Annotated in this window: 18 protein-coding genes; 14 read left to right on the top strand and 4 right to left on the bottom strand. The window is 53.5% G+C overall.

The genetic code is table 11. The features are described 5' to 3' along the window. The first annotated feature begins 134 nt into the window (after positions 1-134). Entirely contained in the window at positions 135-3503 is a 3369-nt protein-coding gene (locus FUA23_RS04270; RefSeq protein WP_147929483.1) for a hypothetical protein, read from the top strand. A 6-nt stretch (positions 3504-3509) separates the two neighbouring features. Here FUA23_RS04270 and FUA23_RS04265 read toward each other — a convergent pair whose 3' ends face one another. Continuing rightward, positions 3510-4559 (bottom strand): T9SS type A sorting domain-containing protein, encoded by a 1050-nt coding sequence (locus FUA23_RS04265; RefSeq protein WP_147929482.1) that lies wholly within the window; start codon positions 4557-4559, stop codon positions 3510-3512. Positions 4560-5025: 466 nt separating this feature from the next. Here FUA23_RS04265 and FUA23_RS04260 point away from each other — a divergent pair, with 466 nt between their 5' ends. The 10 genes from FUA23_RS04260 to FUA23_RS04215 all read left to right on the top strand — a co-directional run bounded on the left by FUA23_RS04260 (position 5026) and on the right by FUA23_RS04215 (position 18808). Continuing rightward, positions 5026-5526 (top strand): GbsR/MarR family transcriptional regulator, encoded by a 501-nt coding sequence (locus FUA23_RS04260; protein ID WP_147929481.1) that lies wholly within the window; start codon positions 5026-5028, stop codon positions 5524-5526. Between the two features lie 489 nt (positions 5527-6015). Continuing rightward, positions 6016-6612 carry a TetR/AcrR family transcriptional regulator gene (locus FUA23_RS04255; protein WP_147929480.1) on the top strand — a complete coding sequence of 199 codons (597 nt, stop codon included), beginning with the start codon at positions 6016-6018 and terminating at the stop codon, positions 6610-6612. A gap of 185 nt (positions 6613-6797) precedes the next feature. Then, a complete protein-coding gene (locus FUA23_RS04250; RefSeq protein WP_147929479.1) occupies positions 6798-9248 on the top strand; it encodes a TolC family protein in 2451 nt (816 codons plus the stop codon). Positions 9249-9326: 78 nt separating this feature from the next. Then, positions 9327-10448, top strand: a complete 1122-nt coding sequence (locus tag FUA23_RS04245) for an efflux RND transporter periplasmic adaptor subunit (RefSeq protein ID WP_147929478.1) — start codon at positions 9327-9329, stop codon at positions 10446-10448. 265 nt (positions 10449-10713) lie between these two features. Further along, positions 10714-13884, top strand: a complete 3171-nt coding sequence (locus FUA23_RS04240) for an efflux RND transporter permease subunit (RefSeq protein WP_147929477.1) — start codon at positions 10714-10716, stop codon at positions 13882-13884. Between the two features lie 272 nt (positions 13885-14156). Continuing rightward, on the top strand, positions 14157-14606 hold the full coding sequence (locus FUA23_RS04235; protein ID WP_147929476.1) for a GbsR/MarR family transcriptional regulator: 450 nt from the start codon (positions 14157-14159) through the stop codon (positions 14604-14606). 282 nt (positions 14607-14888) lie between these two features. Continuing rightward, positions 14889-15401 (top strand): RNA polymerase sigma factor, encoded by a 513-nt coding sequence (locus FUA23_RS04230; RefSeq protein WP_147929475.1) that lies wholly within the window; start codon positions 14889-14891, stop codon positions 15399-15401. 126 nt (positions 15402-15527) lie between these two features. After that, positions 15528-17750, top strand: coding sequence for a RelA/SpoT family protein (locus FUA23_RS04225; RefSeq protein ID WP_147929474.1), 2223 nt, complete (start codon positions 15528-15530; stop codon positions 17748-17750). 59 nt (positions 17751-17809) lie between these two features. Then, a complete protein-coding gene (locus FUA23_RS04220) occupies positions 17810-18289 on the top strand; it encodes a Fur family transcriptional regulator (RefSeq protein ID WP_147929473.1) in 480 nt (159 codons plus the stop codon). A gap of 138 nt (positions 18290-18427) precedes the next feature. Further along, complete coding sequence (locus FUA23_RS04215) at positions 18428-18808, top strand: DUF3127 domain-containing protein (protein WP_147929472.1); 381 nt, start codon at positions 18428-18430, stop codon at positions 18806-18808. 328 nt (positions 18809-19136) lie between these two features. On the opposite strand, the gene FUA23_RS04210 is transcribed toward FUA23_RS04215, so the two are convergent. After that, entirely contained in the window at positions 19137-20753 is a 1617-nt protein-coding gene (locus FUA23_RS04210; RefSeq protein WP_147929471.1) for a cellulose synthase family protein, read from the bottom strand. A 6-nt stretch (positions 20754-20759) separates the two neighbouring features. Continuing rightward, the gene (locus FUA23_RS04205) at positions 20760-21464 is read right to left on the bottom strand and encodes a glycosyltransferase family 2 protein (protein WP_147929470.1); all 705 of its coding nucleotides are present in this window, start codon (positions 21462-21464) and stop codon (positions 20760-20762) included. A 13-nt stretch (positions 21465-21477) separates the two neighbouring features. On the opposite strand from FUA23_RS04205, the gene FUA23_RS04200 reads away from it, so the two are divergent. The 3 genes from FUA23_RS04200 to FUA23_RS04190 all read left to right on the top strand — a co-directional run bounded on the left by FUA23_RS04200 (position 21478) and on the right by FUA23_RS04190 (position 23536). Further along, positions 21478-21975, top strand: coding sequence for a hypothetical protein (locus FUA23_RS04200; protein ID WP_147929469.1), 498 nt, complete (start codon positions 21478-21480; stop codon positions 21973-21975). Further along, on the top strand, positions 21965-22465 hold the full coding sequence (locus FUA23_RS04195; protein ID WP_222706988.1) for a TlpA family protein disulfide reductase: 501 nt from the start codon (positions 21965-21967) through the stop codon (positions 22463-22465). The genes FUA23_RS04200 and FUA23_RS04195 overlap by 11 nt, the downstream gene beginning before the upstream one ends. A 90-nt stretch (positions 22466-22555) precedes the next feature. Next, complete coding sequence (locus FUA23_RS04190; RefSeq protein ID WP_147929467.1) at positions 22556-23536, top strand: glycosyltransferase family 2 protein; 981 nt, start codon at positions 22556-22558, stop codon at positions 23534-23536. A 98-nt stretch (positions 23537-23634) separates the two neighbouring features. On the opposite strand, the gene FUA23_RS04185 is transcribed toward FUA23_RS04190, so the two are convergent. Further along, positions 23635-24192 carry a thioredoxin family protein gene (locus tag FUA23_RS04185; protein WP_147929466.1) on the bottom strand — a complete coding sequence of 186 codons (558 nt, stop codon included), beginning with the start codon at positions 24190-24192 and terminating at the stop codon, positions 23635-23637. Between the last annotated feature and the right edge of the window lie 138 nt (positions 24193-24330).

Below are 24330 nucleotides of genomic sequence, written 5' to 3'. Positions count from 1 at the left end.
ACCGTCGGGGGCCGGAAAGAGAGATTTGAGAGACCAGACTATCTATTTTCAGAATATTTTTCCTTCAATGCCAGCTCATCATGCCTGGCACTGACTTCTAAATGCTAATTGTTTTCTCCCCCGACCATCCCACTATGAAAAAGTTTTCAGGATTACTTCCTTTGCTCCTTGTCTTTATTCATTGCACCTGCGTCAGCGCCCAAAACATCGGTATTGACCTGGCCCGCATTGTACACCATACGGAGCTCGCCCGCGAAGTTGGCACTTCGGCCAACAATCCTTCGCTGGACACCATCGTGATGACCCTGGCTTATTACGGAGGTATGCCAAGCCACGACAAAATCCGGTCACTGCTTTCGGGTCCGGAACTACTCGGGCACTACGCGGGCAACCCCGCTATCCGGAGCTACCTGATTGAGGAGAAAATCGACCTGCTACTCGAGAGCTATGTACCTTCACCCGGCATGTCGGTCCCCGAAACACTGGCAACTCCCGGACGGGAGAAGTTCCTGAAAAAACTCAACGGGGCGGAATTATTCAGTCGCAACGGCGTCATTGATCTGGGGAAAATCCATGACACCTACGCCGCACCTCCGGCAACCGGGCTGAGCCTGAAAGCTGCCGCTAAGGGTGCGAACTCACAACAGTTGGGGCTTTCCACTTCGAACCTGATGGGCAGTGCCCTTGCGGGCCTCTCAGACTGGATCAGCCGCCGCGCTCAGGAAGAACTGACTTACACTTTTCTCACCAAATTACGGGAGGATATTAACCGCAACGACCTCAATTACCTTTTCCCAAAAACCAGCGAATTCCTGCCCACTCTGGATCTGCTGAACTACAAAGCCATCCTGCCAAGTATCCGCAAAGCCTTTGTAGAAGACCTAAATGCAGTAGCCTTCAACCTCGGCAACTATCTCGACCAGCGCAAGGCGGGAAGTTTCCGCGACCCGGTCGTCTACAATATATTCCTGATTTACCGCATCCTTGACCTGGAGATGCGCGACGTCTCCCTGGCCGAAATCCTGGCTTTTACGTACGGAGAACTGGAGAAAACCCGTGTCGATACCCGGACACAAATCGACCTCCGGATGACGAAGGCAGATACCACGGACCCCAGCTACCAGGCGATCCTCAATGCCTTCGACAACCTGATTGTTGCGACCGACACCCTCAACAACCGCTTCGACCTCGCCCGCGATAAGCTGAGCAACCGACAGTTCAATCCCCTGCTCACAGAAATTCAGAAAGCAGAACTGAGTGACGACGAGGCGATGCCGATCATGCGCCGCATCCGGGATATTTACTTCCCCGTAAACGATGCCACGCTCCCCCTCAAAAACAACTACTGGGAGATCGGTGCGAACCCACCCGCCACCGGGATCGTCCGTGCCTGGCTGCGCGGCAAAGAACCCTACGCATATTACGAAGCCTACCCCAGTGTGTCGCGGTACGACGAACTCTTCGGGCCCGATGCGAAAAAACTGCGCCCGGACGAGCTCCGCGCTGCCGGCCTCACCGCTGTACGCGAAGTGCTTGCCCACCGGGGTGATCTGGATAAATACGAAGACCTACTGGACGATCTGCTCAGGGCCAGAGAGGATTTAGTGGAAATTCAGCTCGACCTGCAACAGCAACGCGATGCACAGAAGCGACTCGCTCAGTCGTTCGAAGAGCGTAAACGTGAACTTCAGGAAGACATCGATGCGGAGCTGTCTAACTCCAATGCCCCCGCACTGAGAATGCTCAGACGACTGACCGAAGAGATTCCTTCCGATACAAAAGCCAACGCCGAGCGCCTTGCCGCCATAAAAAACCGGCTGGAAGAATGGGTGATGAAAAATGGCAGCTCTACCTCGCCGTACATCGCAAAGATGAAACAGACGCCACGCCAGGCGGCCTACTTCCCACCGCTGCAACCAGCAATCGACGCCACGAGAATAGCCCTGGAGGACCTCCATTCTGCGGTAGAATTTCACACCGCCAGCAACGCCGACAGTCTCATCCGTGCCTACCATAACCTCTCTACTTTCGAGACCGTATTCGGGATGGCCCAACAAGTATTCTTTCTGCTTTCTGCGGGAGAGCAGGGCACAGGATTTGTGCGCAACAGGCAACTCTCCGACTTCCAAACGAACCCCGCCGCCAGGAAACTCTTCAGCGGTATGGGATACGAAAGGCTGAGCCGGGTGCCGGAGCTGGACGGCAAGTTTTCCTCCGAGGGGATTACCGGCTTCCTCCTTGATTTCGGCCTCTTCCTCTCCGATTTTCAGTCCCGGAACCACGAGCCGGATCTGGATAAATTATCACCAAAGGCCATCCGGAAAATTCAGGCCGTCAGTTTCATCACCACTACCCTCCAATCTCTGCTGGAAGCTCCCATCCTGAACCCGCGAATGGAGGCAGGAAAGCCAACGAGCCTTGCCGGTAAATACCCTGCTTTTGCCGATGTACCGGAGGTGAGCCGACAGCTCAACGAGATGTTCCGCCTCAGCCAAACCGGAGAATACCGGTACGCCGTAGACAACCTGCTGAACCTCCTCAAGCTATTCAACGTAGCACCGACCGCCAGCCATAAAGAAAGAAAACTCACGGAACGACGGGATGAGCTCCTCCACCTGATCGAGAGCTACGTGGTAGACGAAGACGAAAACCTGAAGGCCGTTGGCCTTGCGGTCCCCACCGCCGATGCGCTCCCCATGCTGGGCAACAACAGAGACAAAGCCCTGCTCTCGCGCTACGAGATGGAACTCAACACTCCCGGTCTCGACGCCTACGCCCTCGAAGATGCCAACAACGGCATCCGGGACCTGAAGATTCGCCGGATTCAGGAAGAACTTTCCCGCGTGCAGAACAAAATCAAAAAGCTCAATCCGGAACGTACCGATCGCTTCCGTGAGAAATTATTCCGCTACGGTACCTTCATGGCCGACGTAGCCAAGGCCGATGACCCGGCCGACTTCGAGGCAGCAGTTTCTTCTATTGCCCTGCCAACCGGAAGCTCCCAGATCAAGCGCAACAAACCTTCCAGCGTAGAACTCGGGGCCTATTTCGGTGCGGCACTAAGCCGGGAAGGGTTAGTGCTACCTCCGGGGATATCGGCTCCGGAGCTGGAAGAGGAAGTCTTTGGGGCTTCTCTCTTTGTTCCCGTAGGCGTGAGTTACAGCCGCAACATCGGTGGCAGCAAATCCATCACTCTTTTCGGCTCATTGCTCGATCTCGGAGCTCTAACGGCATTCCGGCTCGAAAGCAGGCGCGAAAATGGGGATGGGGCCACGGTAGACCGCCTGCCCGAGTTCCGACCTGCAAACGTGATCGCCCCCGGTCTGCACATCATGTACAATTTCCCCCAATCGCCCTTCACGCTTGGTTTTGGCGTTCAGGACGGGCCAAGTGTACGCAAATTTACCCTCGACGGAGAAAACAGAGAACGCGACGCCCGGAGTACCCGGGCCATGCTTACCCTCAGTGTGGACGTACCGATATTCCGGTTCTTCAACAAGTAAACCTCATCAGTTTTGTACCACGAGTGGCCGCAGGCCGGACTTTCCCTCTACCGTCAGCTTTACAAAATAGGTGCCGTTGGCCAGATTGTTGAGGTCGAGCTCGCTGACCAGATTGTAACCCGCAGGTAACTGCCGGGCTTGCACCGGCTCCCTGACGACACGGCCGAGGTAGTCCAGCAGACTAACCTCCACTACAGCAGCGTTTTCCAGGTCAACCCTGAGGGAAAATGAGCCGGTGGCCGGATTAGGAAACACAGCAAAGTCCTGCTGTAATACACTGTTGGCAGACGTGGAAGTAGTGAAGTTTTCGAAAAACGAAAGAACGGGGCGAACTGCGTCCTGCAGCAACTGATCGTTTGCGACCAGGGCCAGGTCGAAGAAGTAGGTAACCACCTTGGCCGTCCGGTTATCGTGGTAAACGCCACAGATCGCTTCGGCGAGGGGATAATTGTCTCCGGCCATCCGGTAGAGGGGTGCGGCCTCAGGCCGCAGGTCGACACCGTCTACCCAGTTGAGGGCGGGGAACTGCCAGGTCAGTTCCGGCAAATCGTTGATCACTTGATTGGTGTCTGGTGCAACTGCCGGCACGCCAAGTCCGCCGTCGTTGCCCTGGCTCTGGACATTGTAGGAGGTGATGCCCAGGTAATCGTAAGGGAATTCGCCCTCTTCGAAAAAAGTAGGCCCGGGAGCAGCGTAGCGGTCAAAAAGGAAATCAAGCCCTACCAGCCACAAGCGGCCACCATCATCGAGGAAGGAAACCAGCTCTTGGTTATCTTCGTCCGCGCCATTCCATAATTCAAGGCCTACCCCATCGGTAGAAGTATGCCAAATCACGAGGTCGAACCCAGACATGTACTCAGCAGAAGGCCCGGATGCACTGTCAATCGTGTTGTAGAATGTGTTAGGATAACCTACCGACTCGATTGCATTTGCAAAAGTCTCGGCGTTGCCGAACTCGTCATCGCTGTCCTCGACGAACAGAATCGACATCTGGGCGGTAGCAGGGGCCGCGGAGAAAAGAATGGCTAAAAATAATAACGCGTAAAGTACTCTCATCTGATTTTGTTTTGAGGGTTAAGAAAGACCTTAATGAAGGTTGGCTAAAATTCAATTGGAGCAGACCTCTGAGCAGGAAGGAATACCACCTATGGGGATTACGGACAAATCCAATGTTTTACTGTTACGAAAATACATCATTAAAGCGATCCCCTCCGGGTTTTGCCCGCTTAGAATTGAGTCCTTATCGCAAAGGCAACATTATACCCGGAAGCCTCAACGAATTATATGAATCGAAAATCGATGCCCGAAATTAATATTGGTTCCAAAAAAAGCGAACTGACCGAACATTTTTATCTTTAACCCCCTTATTGGATAACATTTGGCGTAATTGATGTCCGCTCCGTTTGAATATGCTTTTTGAAAACCAATAGTGCACCTGCGTCAGCGCCCCAAATGCCTTCTATCCTTTCAGGGTTCAGGTCAGTGAATCTGACAAGAGTTCTGAGCAATAAAATTCTTAGCAATGTCTTCTGCACAAAACCATACCGAATCGCTGGAATTGAAGCAATCAGTCGAAGAACTTGGAATTTTCTTTGAGAAGACCAACCTGACACCGATGGAAGCCAGGGTTTTTGCCCTCCTCCTCGTTTCTGACCCTCCGGAGCTGGACTTTTTTGCCATCCAGAGATTTCTGGGCGCAAGCAAGAGCACCATCAGCAACTCCCTCAAGCGCCTGTTGAACGATGGCCGGGTAGACTACATGACCAAACCGGGAGACCGGCGCCGGTACTTTAAGGTTAGCCCCGACAAATGGTTGCGCAGATTAAAAGAACAGGCAGCAACCGTCAGCCCGATTGCAACGACGATGAATCAGATCATTGCTATGCGTGAAGGTACAGGCAGTACAGAGTTTAATCAACAGCTCTGCGAAATCCAATCATTTTTCAAATTTCTGAGCGAGGAGATAGAAGGCGTGATGCAACGGTGGAACAAACAAACCGGCATCGATAGTAAAAAGAAATAATTTCTAATTACCTTCATCCCGTTGAACACTTGAGTTATAAGCCTGTTTAGCGGCTGGTTAGCTCAAATTCATGAACCATTTCTTTCCACCGCTATTGGGAAGAATAAGATATTGCTGGTGTACGTTTGGTAGTTTACCGCCCCGGGCGAGCAACGAATACCTCTGAACGAGCCCTTCCGTTTCGGCACAACCGTTGTGGAAGCACGGCCTTCTTCACAGACTTCGGTAGCTCCGTTAACCGCATGCCCCGTGGTCATCTTCTGACGGCCCCTCCGCTAAAGAACTACGTTCATTAGGATTGAATTTGTGTATTATTTATGGTCGCTCCCGCATCTTGCCGGAGCGACTTTTGTATTGTATACCCGATCCCAACAGAATTAATGACAATGGGGAGAACAACAAATGCAGCCTTCTCTGCGTATTCCACGCAATAGTTACGATCTTTGACCAAAGATACACCAATCGTAACTTTAAAAAACTATAGTAACAATGCAGGTGACATCCTCTACCACTTCCAAAACGGCGCTGTTGAAGGCAGCGAAAGATTTATTCTGGGTTCATGGCATCAAGCGTGTATCGGTAGAAGAAATCTGCTCTACGGCCGGGCTCAGCAAAATGACCTTCTACCGCAACTTCCCGAATAAGGAAGCCATCGCTTACGAATTGATGCGCAGCCTAATCCGCGAGAGTCACGCCGACTACGAAGAAATCATGGAACGTCCGGAAAGTCTTTCTGCTCGCTTACGGAAGGTGATACGAGTGAAGACCAAACACTCCCAGGGCATCAGTGACGAGTTTCTGTACGACATGTTACGGAGCGAGGACCCCAAGTTTAAAAAGCTGATCGAAGATGGTAAAAAGAAGGCTAGTGAAAGACTCTCTCACTACCTGTACGAGAGCATCGGACGTGCTGAAATCGATCAGGATACAAACGTAGAATTCATCCTCTACTGGCTCGATGAAATCAGTATCAAGATGGAAGACGAAGCGATGATTGCGATCTTCCCCGATCCTGCCGAAAGGATCGATCACCTCAGCAGGTTACTGTTCTTCGGGATATCCGGACGCACAAATGCCAGAAATTAGAGGTTAACAACTTGATATCCAACGACAAAAACAGAGAAGTGCACCTTCACTGAGCCAACCGGTCACGCGTTGAACACGGTGGTAATGCAGGTACATTCGATTTTTTGAGTAATTAGTTCGCAACTTACCGAACATAACGGTTTTATAGTCGTTTAGGAGTCAACTCCAAGTCAACCGCACATTAAATGTCTAAAGAAACTTCACAGAACGAAAGGCGATATTCATATGGTTCCGGCACCAGACTGGCCAGGCGCTCCGCTCTCTGGCTCGTGGCCTATCTCGGTTTTGCTATCAGCCTGTTTGCTCAGGCGCCGCTGCGCGTGACACTGCTCTCCGATCTCGATACTGCCTCCGACATGAGTCTGGACAACCTCATTTCGGATGAGGTTGAAGCGCTCCTCGGCAGCCGGTACGACCTTACCATCGAGACCCTGTACACCGGAGGCAGGGCCGCAGACATTGCCGCTCTCATCGACCGGGCGTATGCTGAATCTGACTTTGTGATCGGTAGCGGACTTACCACAAGTTCTGCCCTTGCGGCCCGTGGCACATACCCAAAGCCTACCATTGCTTCCATTGTGCTCGACACTCCGGATCAGTCTGAAGAGGCACAGGATTCAGGCGGGGACGCAGGTGCAGAGCGGCCTTCTGCGAAAGGAACGGGGATCACCAACTTCACTTTCGTGGAATCCCCCTTCGACATCGGCCGCGACTTGAGTGCCTTAAGAGAGATTGCCGATTACGAGCGTCTAACCGTAATTACGACCAGGCATCTCAGGCCGGCGCTCGCATCGGTGATCAACGAAGTCGCCGAAACGCCCGTAGACTATATAGAGGCTACCGGCTCCGTCCCCGAAATTCTCCGTCAGATTCCGCCCGCTGCAAGAGCGGCTTATTTTTCTCCGCTGGAGGGGATACTTGACAGTCTTCAGCAAACGATACTGTTAGACAGCCTGGCGCAAAGAGGTACAGCGACCTTCGGCCTGCTCGACCGTCCCTTTCTCGACCTCGGGGTACTGGCGGCATATTCATCATCCGAGAACCTCAGCAAAATCCCCCGCCGCATTGCCCTGGATGTGCTGCGCATTATGGACGGCATTCCGGCCTCAGAGCTAAATACTGAGCTGGTTACTTTTAACTCTGGTCTCATCATCAACATGGCTACGGCCCGCGAAGCGGGCATTTACCCGTCCTGGAAAACAATGCGGGAAGCCGTGATCCTGAACCCCAACGAACTGCCCGACGCCCGCATCCTTACCCTCGAAGCAGCTATTCTGGAAGGGCTCGCCAATAACCTTGGGTATGAACTCAGCAAATATGACGTGGCCCTGGCCGATACAGACGTCGGCATCGCGAGGAGTAACCTTCTTCCCCAACTCGATGTCGCGACGACGATGTATACGATCGACAAAACGACCGTAGCCAGCTCCTTCGGTCAGCAGGGAACGGTAAACTGGACCGCGAATGCTTCCCTTTCCCAGGTCATTCTTTCCGAACCTGCCCTTGCCAACGTCGCCATCAATGAGTTACTGCTTGAGGGGCAGCGCGCAGCGCTGCAAACCAGCCAACTCGACGTGGTGCTCGACGTGATAACCGCCTACCTTAACACCCTTCAGGCGAAGGTCTTCGCTGACTTACAAAACGAGAACCTTGCCGTAACCCGGGCCAACCTCGATGCTGCCGGGGCCAAGCAGGAAGCCGGTGCTGTCGGTGTGGCCGATGTTTACCGCTGGGAGAGCGAGCTTGCGCTCAACCGCATCGAAGTCAACAATGCTACCGCTCAATTGGCTCAGGCCCGCTACAACCTGAACCAGATCCTCAACCGGCCTACGGGCGAAGAATTTCAACTCCCTGCGTTTCAGGGCCAGGACACTCTGCTGGGAATCGTTGGCCTTACGATGCTTCCCCTGCTCAACAACCAGCGCGACCTGGACCGGTTCGCCCTGTTCCTGAAAGCAGAAGCCAAACGTAACCTCCCTACCCTGCGCCAGCTGGACGCAGCCATCAAAGCCCAGGAGCGACAATTACTTTCTGCCAAGCGGGCTTTTTACCTCCCTACTGTGGCGCTCGCCGGTGAGTATGATTACCGGATCGCCAACTACGGGGCCGCGGAGCTACCGCCGGAATTTGCGGACCTTGTGGGCGGAGCAGACCGGCCACGTGGAACCTACAACGTTGCCATCAACGCCAGCTTCCCCATCTTCCAGGGAGGTGCGCGCAAGTTCCAGGCCGAAAAAGCGAAAGTGGCAACCCTGCAGGCACAAGCACAACGCCAGGACGTGGAGAACCAACTGATGCAACGCCTCTACTCCAGCATAGAGACCGTAGTTGCCAGCTACCGTAACCTCCAGCTTGCCCGTAATGCTGCAGCGACTGCCTCGAAAAACTTCGGTATCGTAGAAGACCTCTACCGGGCGGGAGCCACCAATATTACCAGCCTCGTGGATGCGCAAAACGTGACCCTTCAGTCCGAGATCAATGCGACCAACGCCGGCTACCAGTTCGTTGCAGACTTTGCGGCACTGCAGCGCAGTACCGGTTCTTACCAGTTTCTTGCCGGCGAGGCAGAACAACTGGAATTTGTGAAACGATTCATGGAATTTTCGCCAGAGAGCTCCGCTGACGATGAACGGTAGCGCCAGCTCAGCCGCCCCAACCCCAAAGAAATAACGAGACCCGGAGGTCGCACTTAACTCCGGGCCAAACAACAACTAATGAGATACTTATTCTTTCTTCCTTTTCTCGCCCTGTTCACTGCTTGTGGCGGAGGAGAAGAAGCCCTTCCAGAAGTACCTGTCCGTGCCGTTCGTTACGGTGAAGTCTTTCCTGACGACGGCAGCACCAGTCAGTCTTACACCGGTGTGGCAACGGCTGCCGGAGAGACGCCCCTTTCGTTTCGTGTTGGAGGAACCATCCGGGAATTGCGGGTAAAACTGGGAGACCGCGTAACCCGCGGCCAGTTGATTGCTACCCTCGACCCCGCCGACCTTCAGGTTCAGAGCAGTCAGTCCAGGGCCCAGTACGAAGCCAGCGAAGCCAACGTAAAGAGCGCTGAAACCCAGCTGGTGGCCGCCCGGGCCGCTTACGACCGGATGCTGAAACTCTACGAGAGCAACAGCATCAGCCTGAGTGATTTTGAGCAGGCGCGCAGCCAGTTCCAAAGTGCGCAGGCGCAACTGGAAGCTTCCAAAAGCCAGTTGGACGCCAGCGGATCTCAGGTTCGGGCTGCCAGAAACCAGGTGAGCTATACCCGGCTGACGGCTCCGTTTACCGGCATCATTACAATGCTCAACGTTGAGCGAAACGAGTTCGTCGGTTCGGGAAAAGCCATCGTTCACCTCTCTACCGAAGAAGACCCTGAAGTAGAAGTCAACCTTCCCGAAAGCAGAATTGGCGCTATCAGTCAGGGAATGAAAGTGGACATCACCTTCCCTGCACTTAGCGGTCAGACCTACGAAGGAACCGTTACCGAAGTCGCTTACGCCGCCGGCGATGCCCCCAGCTATCCCGTAACCGTCCGGATCGAAAAAGCGGGAAAGACAGTAAGGCCGGGGATGGCGGCCAACGTCAGGTTCACCTTTGGCGAGGACAGCAACGCCCGGGCACTCATTCTCACTCCCATTGAATCAGTAACCGAGGGCCCGGAAGGAAAATTCGTTTACCTGCTCACACCCGGAGAGCACGGCAATTACGTGGCCAACAAGACTAAGGTTACCATCGGCGATCTCCACGAAAAAGGGTTCGAAGTAACGAGTGGCCTGAAGGCCGGAGACAAGGTTGCAACCGCCGGCCTCAAGTCTCTTCTGGATGGTATGGAAGTCAGGTTGCTGGACTGAATCGTTATAGTTGCCTCGGCCACCCCAGATGATTTTTGGCGGCCGCTTTTACCATCCGGCTTCACCGCCAGGTTTTGCCGTAGCTGCGGCTATGCCTTCAACTTGTCAGTTCGCCAGATAATAAAATCACCTCGCCAGAATTTCACCTTTGCTGACCGAGGCAACTATGGCAGCTCCCCCCACTCAACGAGGGTTGATCTTTCGTCAGTAAACCTGCTCCTGCAACCTACTTAGCACCGGCGTCCGCGCCCATAAAAAACAGTAAATGAATATTTCAAGAATAGCCATCACCAACAACCGGGTCACCTACCTGGTCGTGATTATGGTTACAATTCTGGGGTTGGTGGGTTACAACAGCTTGTCCCGCAACGCCATGCCCCCCTTTACGATCCGGGTGGCCAACGTGGTAACGCCCTTTTCCGGTGCCAGCGCCGAACGCGTCGAGGAGTTGGTAACCGAGCGCATCGAGCGCGTTGCCCAGGAGCTTTCCGAGGTAAAACGCATCAGTAGCGAAAGCCGCGTCGGCCTTAGTGTGGTTAGTATCGAACTCGATGCCGGCGTCGAAAAAGCGGACATGCAACCCGTTTGGGACCGGCTCCGCCGCAAAATGGAAGAACTACAACCCACGCTGCCGGACGGCGTAGGAACGATCAACGTAAAGGACGATGGCATTGGAGTAGTTTACGGCATCCAGCTCGGCCTGGCCGGCGGAGGGTACAGCCTCAAAGAACTAGAGGACGAAGCGGAAGACATTCGCGACGACCTCGTGAAACTCAACGATGCTGCCGAAGTAAAGATAAGTGGCTTACGGACCGAGCAGATTTTTGTCGAATTCGACAATGCCCGCCTGTCCCGGTACGGCCTTTCGGCCAACAGACTTCAGCAAACAATTTCGGCTACAAATATCGTGTTCCCCGGAGGTGACGTAGCCCTCGGAGACCAACGTGTTGTTTTGGAGCCAACGGGCAACTTCGAGAGTATTACCGACCTGGAGAACATCATTATTCAGCTCGACGACACCCAGACCGCAAAACTTGGTGAAATCGCCGAGATTTCCCGTGGTTACACCACCCCTGCAGAGCGGATTGTGCGGGTAGACGGAGAACAGGGGCTCGTTGTGGGCATTGCCGTAAAAGACGGAGCCAATCTCATCGAACTCGGAGAGCAAATCGACGAAAAAGTGGCGGTGTACAACCAGACGCTGCCGCTGGGAATGAAGATCGAACGAATCGCCAGCCAGGATGCCTTTGTGCAGAAAAGCGTAAGCGGTTTTGTCAGCAACGTACTCCAATCGGTAGGGATCGTCCTCTTCGTGATGTTCCTTTTCCTGGGCTGGCGGACGGGCCTCGTGGTGGCAAGCCTGATCCCTCTTGCGATTGTGATGACCCTCTTGCTGATGAACGTGTTTGAGATCGGTCTGAACCAGGTAACCCTGGCCGCACTCATTATGGCCCTCGGCCTGCTGGTAGACAATGCAATCGTGATTGCAGAAGCGATGATGGTACGGATGGAAGAAGGCATGAAGCCCAAAGAAGCGGCCTACGCGGCCACGTCGGAGCTCGCCATTCCGCTGTTGATCTCTTCCCTCACTACCTCAGCGGCCTTTCTGGCTTTCTTCCTTGCCGAAAACACGATGGGCGAAATGATGGGGCCACTCTTTGTGGTCATCACCTTCGCGCTGCTCAGCAGTTGGATCATGGCCATGACGGTAGTAACCATGCTCGGTGTTACCCTGATCCGGGTAAAGAAAAACGAAAAGGGCGCAGGCGCAGGTGCCAAAATGGTTGAGGGGCAAAATCCGGATAACGGAGAGGCTGCTCCTGATCAGGAGGCGAAACCAGATATCTTCGCCCGCCTCAACAACCATTACGCCAACCTCATTTACCGGGCCCTCAAACACCCGTGGCTGACCCTGATTGCCATCATCGGGATGTTCTTCGGCTCCCTGTTCCTGTTCTCGTACATTCCCTTTACGTTTTTTCCGGACAGTGACCGCAACCTGATAACGATGGATATCGACCTGCCGTTGGGGACCGACATCGACAGAACCTCCGAAATCGTTGCTGAGATCGAGCAATACATCAACGACAGCCTGCTCGTTGCCAAAGGCAACGAAGACACAACCGGAATCACCGACTTCACCAGCTTCGTGAGCGAAGGCCCCGAATCTTATGACCTCGGGTACCAGCCCGGAGAGGCCAACTCCGGCTACGCCCACATTCTGATGAACACAAGCAGTTTCGAGGCCAACAACGAAATGATCCGCCGCCTGGAAGAATACACCTTCGAGAACTTCCCGGACGCTGACATTACCGTCAGCCCCCTCGGAGCAGGCGGAGGAGGAGGCAGCGATGTTGCCATACGTGTGAGTGGCGAGGACATTGCTGAGCTCTACGCTATCTCCGAAGTCATCAAAGGGTTATTGGTGGAATTGCCAACGGCGACGAATATTTCTGACGACTGGGGGCCGAAAAACAAAAAAGTAGTGATCGACATCGATCAGGACAAAGCCAACCGGGCCGGAGTAACGAACCAGGACATTGCCGTTTCGCTGCGGACCAGCCTCTCGGGTTACAACGCCGGCTCCTTCCGCGAAAACGAAGATGCTTTACCGATCATTATGCGCGGCATCGGCGCCGAAGACTATGAAGTCCGGGACCTCAAAAGTCTGAACGTATTTGCTCAGGGCAGCGGAAAGAATGTTCCCCTTACCCAGGTTGCCGAAGTTAATGTAGCCTGGCAATACGCCAAGATCAAGCGCCGCGACCTGTACCGGACAATGACCATCTCCGCCGATGCCCGCGAAGGGTTCACCGCCACCGACCTTACTTCGGAAATAACCCCAAAGCTCAAAGAACTGCAGAAAACCTGGCCTCCCGGTTACACTTTTGACCTTGGCGGAGAAAGTGAGCGAAGCGAAGAAGCAATGCTTGCGGTAGCGAACAAACTTCCTCTGGCCGGTTTCATCATCGTCCTCCTCCTGATGGTTCAGTTCAACAGTTTTCGAAAAATGGGGATTGTACTGGCAACGATTCCTCTCGGAATCATCGGAGTAATTCTCGGGTTGCTGATTTTCAACTCTTATTTCGGCTTTATGGCCTTCCTCGGGGTCATCTCTCTGGCGGGCATCCTGATCAATAACGCGATTGTACTTATCGACCGGATAGAAATCGAAGAGAAGGCTGGCAAGACAGAATTCCGGGCCATCATCGATGCGTGCCAGCAACGGTTCCGGCCTATTCTTCTCACCACGTTCACTACCGCGCTGGGTCTCATTCCGCTCTACCTCGGCGGAGGCCTGATGTGGGAACCAATGGCCATCTCGATTATGATCGGCCTTCTTTTTGCAACGGTGGTCACACTTCTCTTCGTTCCGGTCACCTATAAATTGCTGTTCCGGATTACGGAGAAGAAGAAGGTCGCTCCGGCAGAATAAGCAGCAAGTGACGAGGGCGAGCAGCGCAGGTGCAATGATAGTTTGCAAAAGCCCCTCTCCTCCCCAGCTCTTTTTTTTGCAATCAGGAATACAAACTCACCCCTAATTCGTGGGCCTGTCCGGTCCGCTGAAACAAAGCCTTCTGGCCCCGTTTCAGCGGACCCGGGAGTGAGTTTGAATAGTTTGCCGCAGCCGATTCTTGTTTAAACAACATAGCTAATCGGATTATTAATAATATATTGCGAGCAACCTTTAAGATACATTGTACTCACATGGATAACCTGAAAGAAAAAGTAGAAGAAATCGGTATTTTTTTTGAGAGTACAGGCCTCACTCCGATGGAAGCGCGGGTTTTTTCACTCTTACTACTTTCCGATCCTCCTCAGATGGATTTTTTCGCTATTCAGGAATTTCTCTCCGCCAGCAAGAGTACCATCAGCAATGCCCTGAAAAGGCTTATGAACGAGGGCCGGGTAGATTACATGACCAAGCCAGGCGACCGCAAACGTTACTTCAAGGTCAGTCCCGGGAAGTGGCTCGAACAGATCAAGGTCCAGTTCGCTGCAGTAGGTCCTTTTGTGGATACGATGCGCGAAATCAGGCTCATCCGTGAAAACATGGACAGCAAAGCCCTGAACGACAGTCTGCTCAACATTCAGAATTTTTTTGAGTTTCTCTCCGAAGAGTTCCCCATGATTATGGCAAAATGGGACCAACGCTAACCAGTTCCTGCCCAGCACATCCTTACCTGACCACTCCTGCATCTGACCCCGACAAGGGATAAAGTGCTTTGTTCCGGTCTTTTCCCTTCCCCGCGGCAGAATAGCTGTACCCGGGCCTCTCCCCCCTGTTTTATCTTTCTTTTACAACCGTTTTTGCCCCTGCGACCGCGCAGAAAAAGTTGCACCAGTCATGTTTAGTTCGTAAATTTGCGAACAATAAGAATAAAACATACCACACAGGACTAACGGAATTTATTTGAATTTCTCCTTCAACTATCGATCATGACCAACCAGGAACTCAAGCAACTCAACGGCCCGCTTTATAAAGAATGCATTGGCCTTGCGATTTCGCTTACAAAAGATAAAACCGTAGCGCTCGACCTTGTCCAGGAAGCCTACTATCTTGCCAACAAACGGCATCAGACCTTCGAAGAAGGCTCTAACCTGAGGCGTTGGATCAAGACGATCGTGTACAATACTTTTGTATCGGATTACCGCAAGGAGAAGCGCCGTCGTGAAATGATGAAAGACCAGCCGCCCGTAAACAGTTGGATAGACCGCAGCATTATCAACAACCCTGCCGAATCCAACATGAGTGCTCAGGACCTGGCCCGTATCGTTGAAGACGTTCCTGATATGTACCGCCAGTGTTTTTTGCGCTACGTGAACGGAATGTCTTACCTGCAGATCGCCAACAGTATGAATATGCCGATCGGGACGGTAAAGAGCCGGGTTTTCACCGCACGGCAGATGCTGAAGTTGCGATTGGAAAAAATAGGTCGTTTGGCTGGATAAGTTGCCTTAAAACTGCGTTCAGGCCGTAAAAAATGTCCAAATTGGCTGTTTTTGCTCACCTTTGAAGACGCGGAATGCACGGGCCAAACGTTTTCCGTACATTCACGCCTCCCCAAAACAAGCTCTATGGCCGAAGTACTGGAAACCACCGTTGAAGAACAGGCCGGCATCCGCAAGGCCTACGAAGAGATGCTCGCCTGCCTCCATAAAGCTCCCAGCTCAGCAGACCGTGAGCAGATGGACCGGGCCATGGAGCTGGCCAATTACAGCCACCGCTACCAGCGGCGTAAATCGGGCGAGCCCTACATTTACCACCCCATTGCCGTAGCCCGCATCTGTGCCGAAGAGATCGGCCTTGGCCCTACCGCCATCTGCGCCGCCCTGCTGCATGATGTAGTTGAAGACACCCCCGTCACGCTGGATGACCTCAGGGCTGAGTTCGGTGAGCGTATCTCCCTCATGGTGGGCGGCCTGACCAAGCTGGACAGTGCCTACAACAACGAAAGCCAGCAAGCAGCCAACTTCAAGAAAGTCCTCGGGACGCTGATCGTCGATGTCCGGATTGTGCTCATCAAAATGGCTGACCGCCTGCATAATATGCGGACGATTAAGAGTATGCCCGAGCACAAGCAATTTAAAATTGCTGCCGAAACGAGCTACATCTACGCTCCCCTTGCCCACCGGCTCGGCTTGTACAACTTCCGGTCCGAATTTCTTGACCTCTGCATGAAAGTACTGGAACGGGACGAGTACGACAACGTGGCCAAGAAACTCCGCGAAACCAAAAGCTCACGGGAGCAATACATTGAGCGCTTCATCGAACCCATGCGGGAAGGACTTGACGACCTGGGTTACGAATACCGTATTTACGGCCGGCCAAAGTCGATCTACAGTATTTACAATAAGATCAAGAAAAAGCAGGTTCCTTTCGAGCAGATCTACGACTTGTTCGCGGTACGGATTGTAATGGATGTACCCCGCAATAAAGAAAAACTGGCCTGTTGGGCAGCCTACAGTGTAGTAACCGATGTGTACCAGGGGGTGCCGGAACGCCTCAAAGACTGGGTTACTATTCCTAAGTCAAACGGTTACGAAAGTCTTCACACCACGGTTGCCGGCCCCGACGCCCGCTTCGTGGAGGTTCAGATTCGGAGCGAACGGATGAATGAAATCGCCGAGCGCGGGTTTGCCGCCCACTGGAAGTATAAGGGCGTCAGTAATCAGCCCGATGTGTACGAGCAATGGTTCGACTCCGTTCGTGACATCCTCGACGATCCCAACTCCGATACGGTCCAGTTTCTTGGTGACTTCCGGGACAATGCCTTCTTCAACGAAGAAGTCTACGTCTGGACGCCGGACGGCGATATGAAATCGTTGCCCAAAGGCGCCACGGCTCTTGATTTTGCTTTTAGCGTACATACCGAAGTCGGCTACCATTGCCAAAGCGTACTCGTAGATGAGCGCATCGTGCCACTCAGCTATAAGCTTCGTAACGGCGACCGGCTCAAGGTCATCACCAACAAGAGTCAGAAACCGAACGAAGGCTGGCTTCAGCTGGTGATTACCGGAAAAGCGAAGGCAAAAATCCGTCAGGCAATGAAAGCCGACCGGAAAGAAAAAGGGGAACTCGGCAAAGAGGCGCTGCTCCGCAAGCTGAAGAACCTGCACATTAAAGATACTAACACTGCCGTAGAGCAGCTTGCCCAGGAGCATACCGCAGGCAGCCACATTGATCTTTTCTTCAACATTGCGCAGGAGTCTTTATCGGTCGCTCAGGCCCTCTCCCCTTTCATCGTCGAGAACGGCAAGCTGGTTCCCAAAGCCGTGGAACTTCCCCCTGACACGACCTTCGAGCCCGGGCGCAAGCGCAATACCGCAAACAAAGAGAAAGGCCATTCCCGCCTCCTCATCAACGGTGAACCGGGAGACCAGTTCGAGTATTCGATGGCAACCTGCTGCAATCCGGTACAGGGAGACCAGGTCTTCGCATACCTGACCGCCAACGCCGGGCTCAAAATTCACCGCAGTAAATGCCCCAACGCTCAGAACCTGATGGCCAACTACGGCTACAGAATCATGAAAGCGGAGTGGGTGAGCACATCGGAAAGTTCTTTCGTAGTGCATCTGGTAATGACGGGCACAGACAGTGGCACCGGGGTGATTGAAACCATTAGCCGGGAAATAACAGGAATGGACCTGAATATCCGTAGTTTCAACATCAGTGGTCAGGATGGTTATTTTGAAGCAAACGTGAGCCTTCTGGTAAAAAATACCGACCAGCTTTACCTCGCTATTCAAGCTTTGAAAAACTTAGATCACGTCTCAACCGTTTCCCGGGTAGAAGAGTGAGAAGAGTAGTCAGGAGAAAATTCAGATCATGCCTCCCGACAACGGACAACAGATAAATAATGCAAACGAACCCAACCGCCGACATTCAGACCATAAAGGATATTTTCAGTGCCCACCTGAAAGAGCGCAAAGCCCGTCGTACGCCGGAGCGCTACGCCATTTTGGAAGAAATTTACAACCGCAGCGACCACTTCGATGCTGAGTCGTTGTACATCCACATGAAGACCAACAACTACCGTGTCTCCCGCGCAACGGTCTACAATACACTCGAACTGTTGGTTAGCTGCGACCTGGTGAAGAAACACCAGTTTGGCAAAAACCTGGCCCAGTACGAGAAAAGCTACGGCTACAAGCAGCACGACCACCTGATCTGCAACGACTGCGGAAAAGTGTTGGAGTTTTGCGATCCCCGCGTACAGCAAATTAAGAATATGATGGGCGAGATTCTCAACTTCGAGGTCACTTCCCACTCCCTCAATCTTTACGGAAATTGTGCCGGAGCGTGCGAAGCCACGGGCGGAACCGGGCCCAAGGGGTAAGAATCTTCCCGCAACGAGAGGCTCGGTCATCGCTTTGCGCAGCCCGTTTTGCAGGAGATATCTTGATGAAAGCTACACTGTTCCAAACAAAACGCGTATTTTTGCGCAACTATACTACAACAAAAAACAACAGCTAATATGTCTTACGAAATCACCGGAACCCTCGTTAAAAAATACGAGACTGAAACGAAAGGCGAGTCCTTCCGTGTACGCGACTTCGTGATCAAAGCCAACGACGGCGGCCAGTACGACAACTTCGTAAAGTTTCAGACTACTCAGGACCGCACAGCCATCGTTGACGACCTCAACGAAGGTGACGAAATCAAAGTACACTTCGACCTTCGCGGCCGCCAGTGGCAGGAGAAGTACTTCACCAACCTCAACGCGTGGCGCGTTGAGAAGATGAGTGCAAACGCTACTCCTTCTGCAGCACCCGCTGCCGACAGCTTCAACGACTTCCCTACCGCCTCCACTACGGATGAGCCTACAGCGGAAGCATCGGACGATCTGCCGTTCTAGATGGTTCTTCAGCTTTCAAGCTGAAGATTGCAATCAAAAAAAACCGGCCTTCATTTCGCGTGAAGGCCGGTTTTTTCATTTTCTTGAGGAAGGGATGAATGAGATTAAACCAGTAGCCATAGTCGGGGTAGGCCGGTCACTGAGCAGTAAACGAATATTCCCGCTAAATAAAAAGCCCACCCTTCGAAGTTGAAGGGTGGGCTTTTTATGATTAGTAGCCCCCCCCTCTTCCTTCTTCGGGGGAGGAAAACGTGTTGGGCTATCGCTACGATTCAGCTTCAACCCTTGTCTTGAAAAAGCGACTGTAAGGCTCCGGCTGAAGCCGGGCCTACTGTACGAGCTTCAGGTGCTTAACGCTAAAGAAGAAAATAGCGCCGTAGCCCAACGCCAGCAAGCCGTGGAAAAAGATGAACGTCGTATTCTGAAGATAGAAACCACCAGCCAGTGCCACCAGGAAGTAGAGGCTCAGTAGGCCTTCACCGATGGTAATCAGGTTCAACTTGCCTTTCATGTACTTACTGGCGGAGAGTTTATCCTTAACGGTATTGATGTTGAACTTCGGCGTACGGACGAACGGACTCTTCTTGCCACGGTAGCCCTGCAACACCGCGACGGTGTTGTGTAGCGAAAGCCCCATACTCAGCGCCAGAAAAAGAGGGAAGAGCACAACGAACTTCAGTACTTTTTTACCAAAACTCTGCCCCTCTACAGCCACGCTGTTCACATTGGCGGTGTAGTAAATTCCAATTACGGAGAGCAATCCGGTTAGGAAAATGGCGAAGATGTTTTTATTGATACCAAGGATCGACAATTCTCCCATCAGGAAGAGCAGGGGAACGGAAAACACGCCGCAGAGGAACACGAACAGGAAAATTGTACTGCCCAGCAGGTGGGCCGTAGCCTGCACTTTGTGGCTTAGCCCGAGCTCCGAGCGCCAAACGTCTGGCAGCATTTTCTTTGCGGTTTCTGCCCCACCCTTCATCCAGCGGTGCTGCTGGCTTTTGAAACTGTTCATCTCAACGGGTAGCTCCGCGGGGCTGCCCACTTCTTCGAGGAAGTGAATCTTGTATCCGGCCAGTTGGCTGCGGATGCTGAGGTCCAGGTCTTCGGTCAGGGTATCGGGCTGCCAGCCGCCGCCGGCTTCGATGGTTTTGGCGCGCCATACGCCGGCAGTTCCGTTGAACTGCAGCAGGTGCTCGCCGTTCATCCGGCCAGTTTGCTCTACGGTAAAGTGTACGTTCAGTTGCAACGCCTGCAGGCGGGTAATGATGTTGTAGTCTTCGTTGATGTGTTCCCAGCGGGTCTGCACAACGCCCACTTCGGGGTCGGCGAAATGAGGAATCGTGCGTTGCAGGAATGAGGGATCGGGAACGAAGTCGGCGTCGAAAATAGCGACAAACTCGCCGTTGGCGCGGGGCATGGCGTCGCGCAAGGCTCCGGCCTTGAAACCCTGCCGTTTTTCGCGGATGATCTGCTCGATGTTGAAGCCTTTGGCCTGGTATTCCCGGACTTTATCGGCCACGATTTCGACCGTTTCGTCCGTGCTGTCGTCCAGGATGTGAATCTCGAAACGGTCTTTTGGGTAATCGAACTTCGTACAGGCATCGATCAGGCGCGCGATGACGTAAAGCTCGTTGTAGATGGGCAACTGAATGGTCACGAACGGATAGTACGTTGCAGTGGTTGCCGCAGCGTAAGGGGGCTCGGCAGCAGGTGCAAGGGAGGTTTTGGTAAAAGGCACCTCCGGAGTACCCGCTCCTACGAGTGCGGGTTCCCGGGCATCGACTTCATTGGGCACCATATCCGCAAAGGATACGGGGTGGTGCGTCGGGTTGTTGCTCTGTTTGTAATGGTACAGCAGGTTGAACTGCAGCAAGCAGTAAACCGTGATGTACAGCAGAGATACCGTGTAGACGGCGAGAACGAAAAGCGCTAGTCCGGTCATAACAGATCAGATCAGTTTGAAAATAGTCCAGAGAATCTTGTGGCCAGCCAGAATGGTGCCACGCAGTGTCCCCGAAATCTTGGAAACACCGATGCGGTTGCGGTAGCGTACGGGGACTTCCACGCATTGCAACCCGGCTTTGGCTGCACGCACCTGCATTTCGACGGTCCAGCCGAAGTCAGGGTCACACATGCCGAGTGATTTTAATTTGTCGTAGCGGATGGCCCGGAACGGCCCCAGATCGGTAAACGAGACGCCGTAGATCATCTTGATGAGCGTGGTCGCCAGCCAGTTTCCAAAAATCTGTTGGGGTTGCATGCTTCCCGGCTCCAGGTCTCCGAGGGCGCGAGAGCCGATAACGAGGTCTGTGCCGTCGTTGAGGATCGGAGCCGTCAGGTCGGGCAGTTGTTCTGGGTAATCGCTGTGATCTCCATCGATGAAGACTACTATATCCGGCTGTTCTGCTTCGGGGCGGGCAGCGATGTAAGCCATCCCCCGGAGGCAGGCACTGCCGTAACCGGGCCTTGTTTCGTCAACCACCACTGCACCTGCGTTGCGCGCCACATTAGCCGTATCGTCTTTGCTGTTGTTGTTGCACACAATGACATCTCGCACCAGATGGCGCGGCAACTCATTGACAACCAGAGCAATACTCTCCTCTTCGTTGTAAGCAGGAATGATAACATCAATGATGGGGACCGGGGTTGGCAAGTAGTTTGGCTGTTTGGTTGGGTCCGCAAAGATACGGCTACCCGGTGGGTCGGCACTGTCGGAACAGGACAACAGCCGCAAATGGGGCCGATACCACCTGCCGGAGAACGGCTACACCTGCACTGCGGGGAACACCGTTGCCTCCCGCTCAACCCTTCTGCTACTGAGGGGTTCTCCCAACAGAACAAGCCAAACCGCCATCAAACCAACTACCCTGCTCTCCCGATCGCTGGATTTTCCCGAACCGGCCGAAGGCACCGACGAAGCTGCCTTTATCCGCCAACTGGCCGACGTGGTCGACTACTGGATGCAACACCGGATGGAACAACTGATGAGCCTGTGCTATACGCTCGACGTCAGCGAGGCAGCCGTTGCCGAAGCTTTCCACCCCAACGCTGACGAGCCAGCCAACGTCGGCCTCGCACGCCTGCTTTACGCCCGGCAGGTACAACGCCTGCACACCAAAAACACCATTAAACCTGAACCTCTCGACGATGAAGATGCCTGGTAGAAAGTTTTTCATCCCTCTCGTCATCCTTGCCCTCTGGTTTGGCGGACGGGCCTGGTACTTCACCCCAAACGTAGGAGCGCTAGACACCGCTGCCGACTTCACCGCCATGCGTGCCGACGGCAAAACATTCAGCCTGCATGATCTGCGGGGGCGCTACGTCCTGCTTGATTTCTGGGGAAGCTGGTGCGGCCCGTGCCGCCGCGAAAGCCCCGATCTGGTGCAACTCAACCAACAAACCCGGGACCGGCTTACCATCGTGAGTATTGCCATCGAGCGGGACAGCGCGGCCTGGCAGCGGGCAATAACCAAAGATCACCGCAACTGGCCCTATCAGGTGATGGACCAAACGAACAGCTTCAAATTCCTTAGTGGCAACGTTGCTTCCCTTTATGGTATCAAGCAGGTGCCCACTAATTACCTCATCGATCCCGAAGGGATCGTGATCGGGCTTAACCTCCCTCTCAACCAGATCGTTGAAAAACTGAAATAAGGCCCTCAGCTGTTCCACCAGGAGCTTCGGGTCTCCGAAGGTCTAATCATACACTTCGGCTTCCGGCCTTCCCACATTACCTTTGCCTCCATGAAGCTATCCGTAGTAGTAACCGTTTACAACGAGCTAGAGAACATCCGGCCCCTGATCGACCGGATCAACGGCGCCCTTTTGGGCGCCAACATCACCGACTACGAGATCGTCTACGTAGACGACGGCAGTACCGATGGAACCGTCAAAGAACTCAAAAGCATCGATGACCCCCGGCTCGTTTTTGTGGAGTTCCGCAAGAACTATGGTCAAAGCCTCGCACTTATGGCGGGCATCGACATCGCAAGGGGCGATTTCATCGCCACAATGGATGGTGACCTCCAGAACGATCCGCTCGACATCCCCGACATGCTCAAACTCGTTGAGGGCGACGAATGGGACCTCGTGGTGGGAGAGCGCGTAAACCGCCAGGACGGAGCGCTGCTCCGCAAGATTCCCAGCCGGATCGCCAACTGGATTATTCGCAACCTCAGCGGCGTCCACCTCCGCGACTACGGTTGTGCACTGAAGGTATTTCGTTCCGAAATAGCGAAAGACATGGGGATTTACGGTGAGCTCCACCGTTTCATTTCCGTACTTGCCAGCCTGGAAGGCGCCCGTATCACGCAGATTCCCGTGCGCCACCACGCCCGGCAGTTCGGCGTCAGTAAGTACGGCCTTGGCCGCACGTTTAAAGTAGTAAGCGATCTTATGCTGATGCTTTTCTTCAAGAAATACATGCAGAAGCCGATGCACTTGTTTGCGCAGGCCGGCCTGTTACTCTTCAGCATCGGAGCACTGATCAATGTCTACCTCTTTGTGATCAAACTGATGGGCGAAGATGTATGGGGAAGACCGATTCTCATCCTCGGTGTCCTGCTCGTAATGGCCGGGATCCAATTGATCACCGTTGGCATTATCGTAGAAGTCCTGATGCGTACTTACTACGAAAGCCAGAACAAACGGCCGTATAAGGTGCGTGAAGTCCGGAGGGGAGAGTTGGTGAATCAGGAGTATCTGAGTCGGGAGTCGGGAGTGTAGGAGTCGGGAGTGTCTGAGTCGGGAGTCGGGAGTATAGGAGTCGGGAGTCGGGAGTCGTGACTCACGACTCCCGACTCCCGACTCAGATACTCCCGACTCTAAGACTTCCATTTGATGTTGCAGCCGGCGCTTGGGTACTGTTTCTCAGGAGAGGGTTCACCGGCGAGCATAGATTTGATGGCGGCGCGCAGGTCTTTCCCGTCGGAGCCGAGGCCGGAGCCGGGGCGGTTGGCATCGAGGCGGCCGCGGTAGTAGAGTTTATCTTCTCCGTCGAAAAGGTAAATATCAGGTGTGCAGGCGGCGGCGTAGGCTTTGGCAACCGACTGGTCTTCGTCGTAGAGGTAGGGGAAATTGAAATAATGCTTCATCGCGAAAGCCTCCATATTGTCGGGGCTGTCGAGGGGGTAATTATCGACATCATTGCTACTGATGGCAACTGCGCCAACGCCTTTATCTTCAAAATCCATGGCAACGTTCACCAGTTCATCGATCGTGTAAATTACGTAGGGACAGTGGTTGCAGATGAAATAGACGAGGGTGCCCTTTTCGCCCCGGACATCGTCGAGGTTCAGTTGTACCGGTGAGATCGTGTCTTGCAGTTCGAACCAGGGTGCCTTGGTACCGATGGGAAGCATGGTGGATTCTACGAGAGCCATTATTAGTGTTTTATATTGTTAAAAATTCAGGGTCACCGCAGGCATATCGGCGGTAACCGCAACAATAGTACAACCTCCGGGGCTTTTTGGGTTCACCTGCGGTCCATTTTCAGGCGCAAACGCAGGATGCAAAGTAAG

This window comes from Neolewinella aurantiaca, from assembly GCF_008014675.1.
Classification (GTDB): domain Bacteria; phylum Bacteroidota; class Bacteroidia; order Chitinophagales; family Saprospiraceae; genus Neolewinella; species Neolewinella aurantiaca.
Note: the sequence above shows the minus strand (reverse complement) of the source record. Positions and strands in the feature narration are given on the sequence as shown.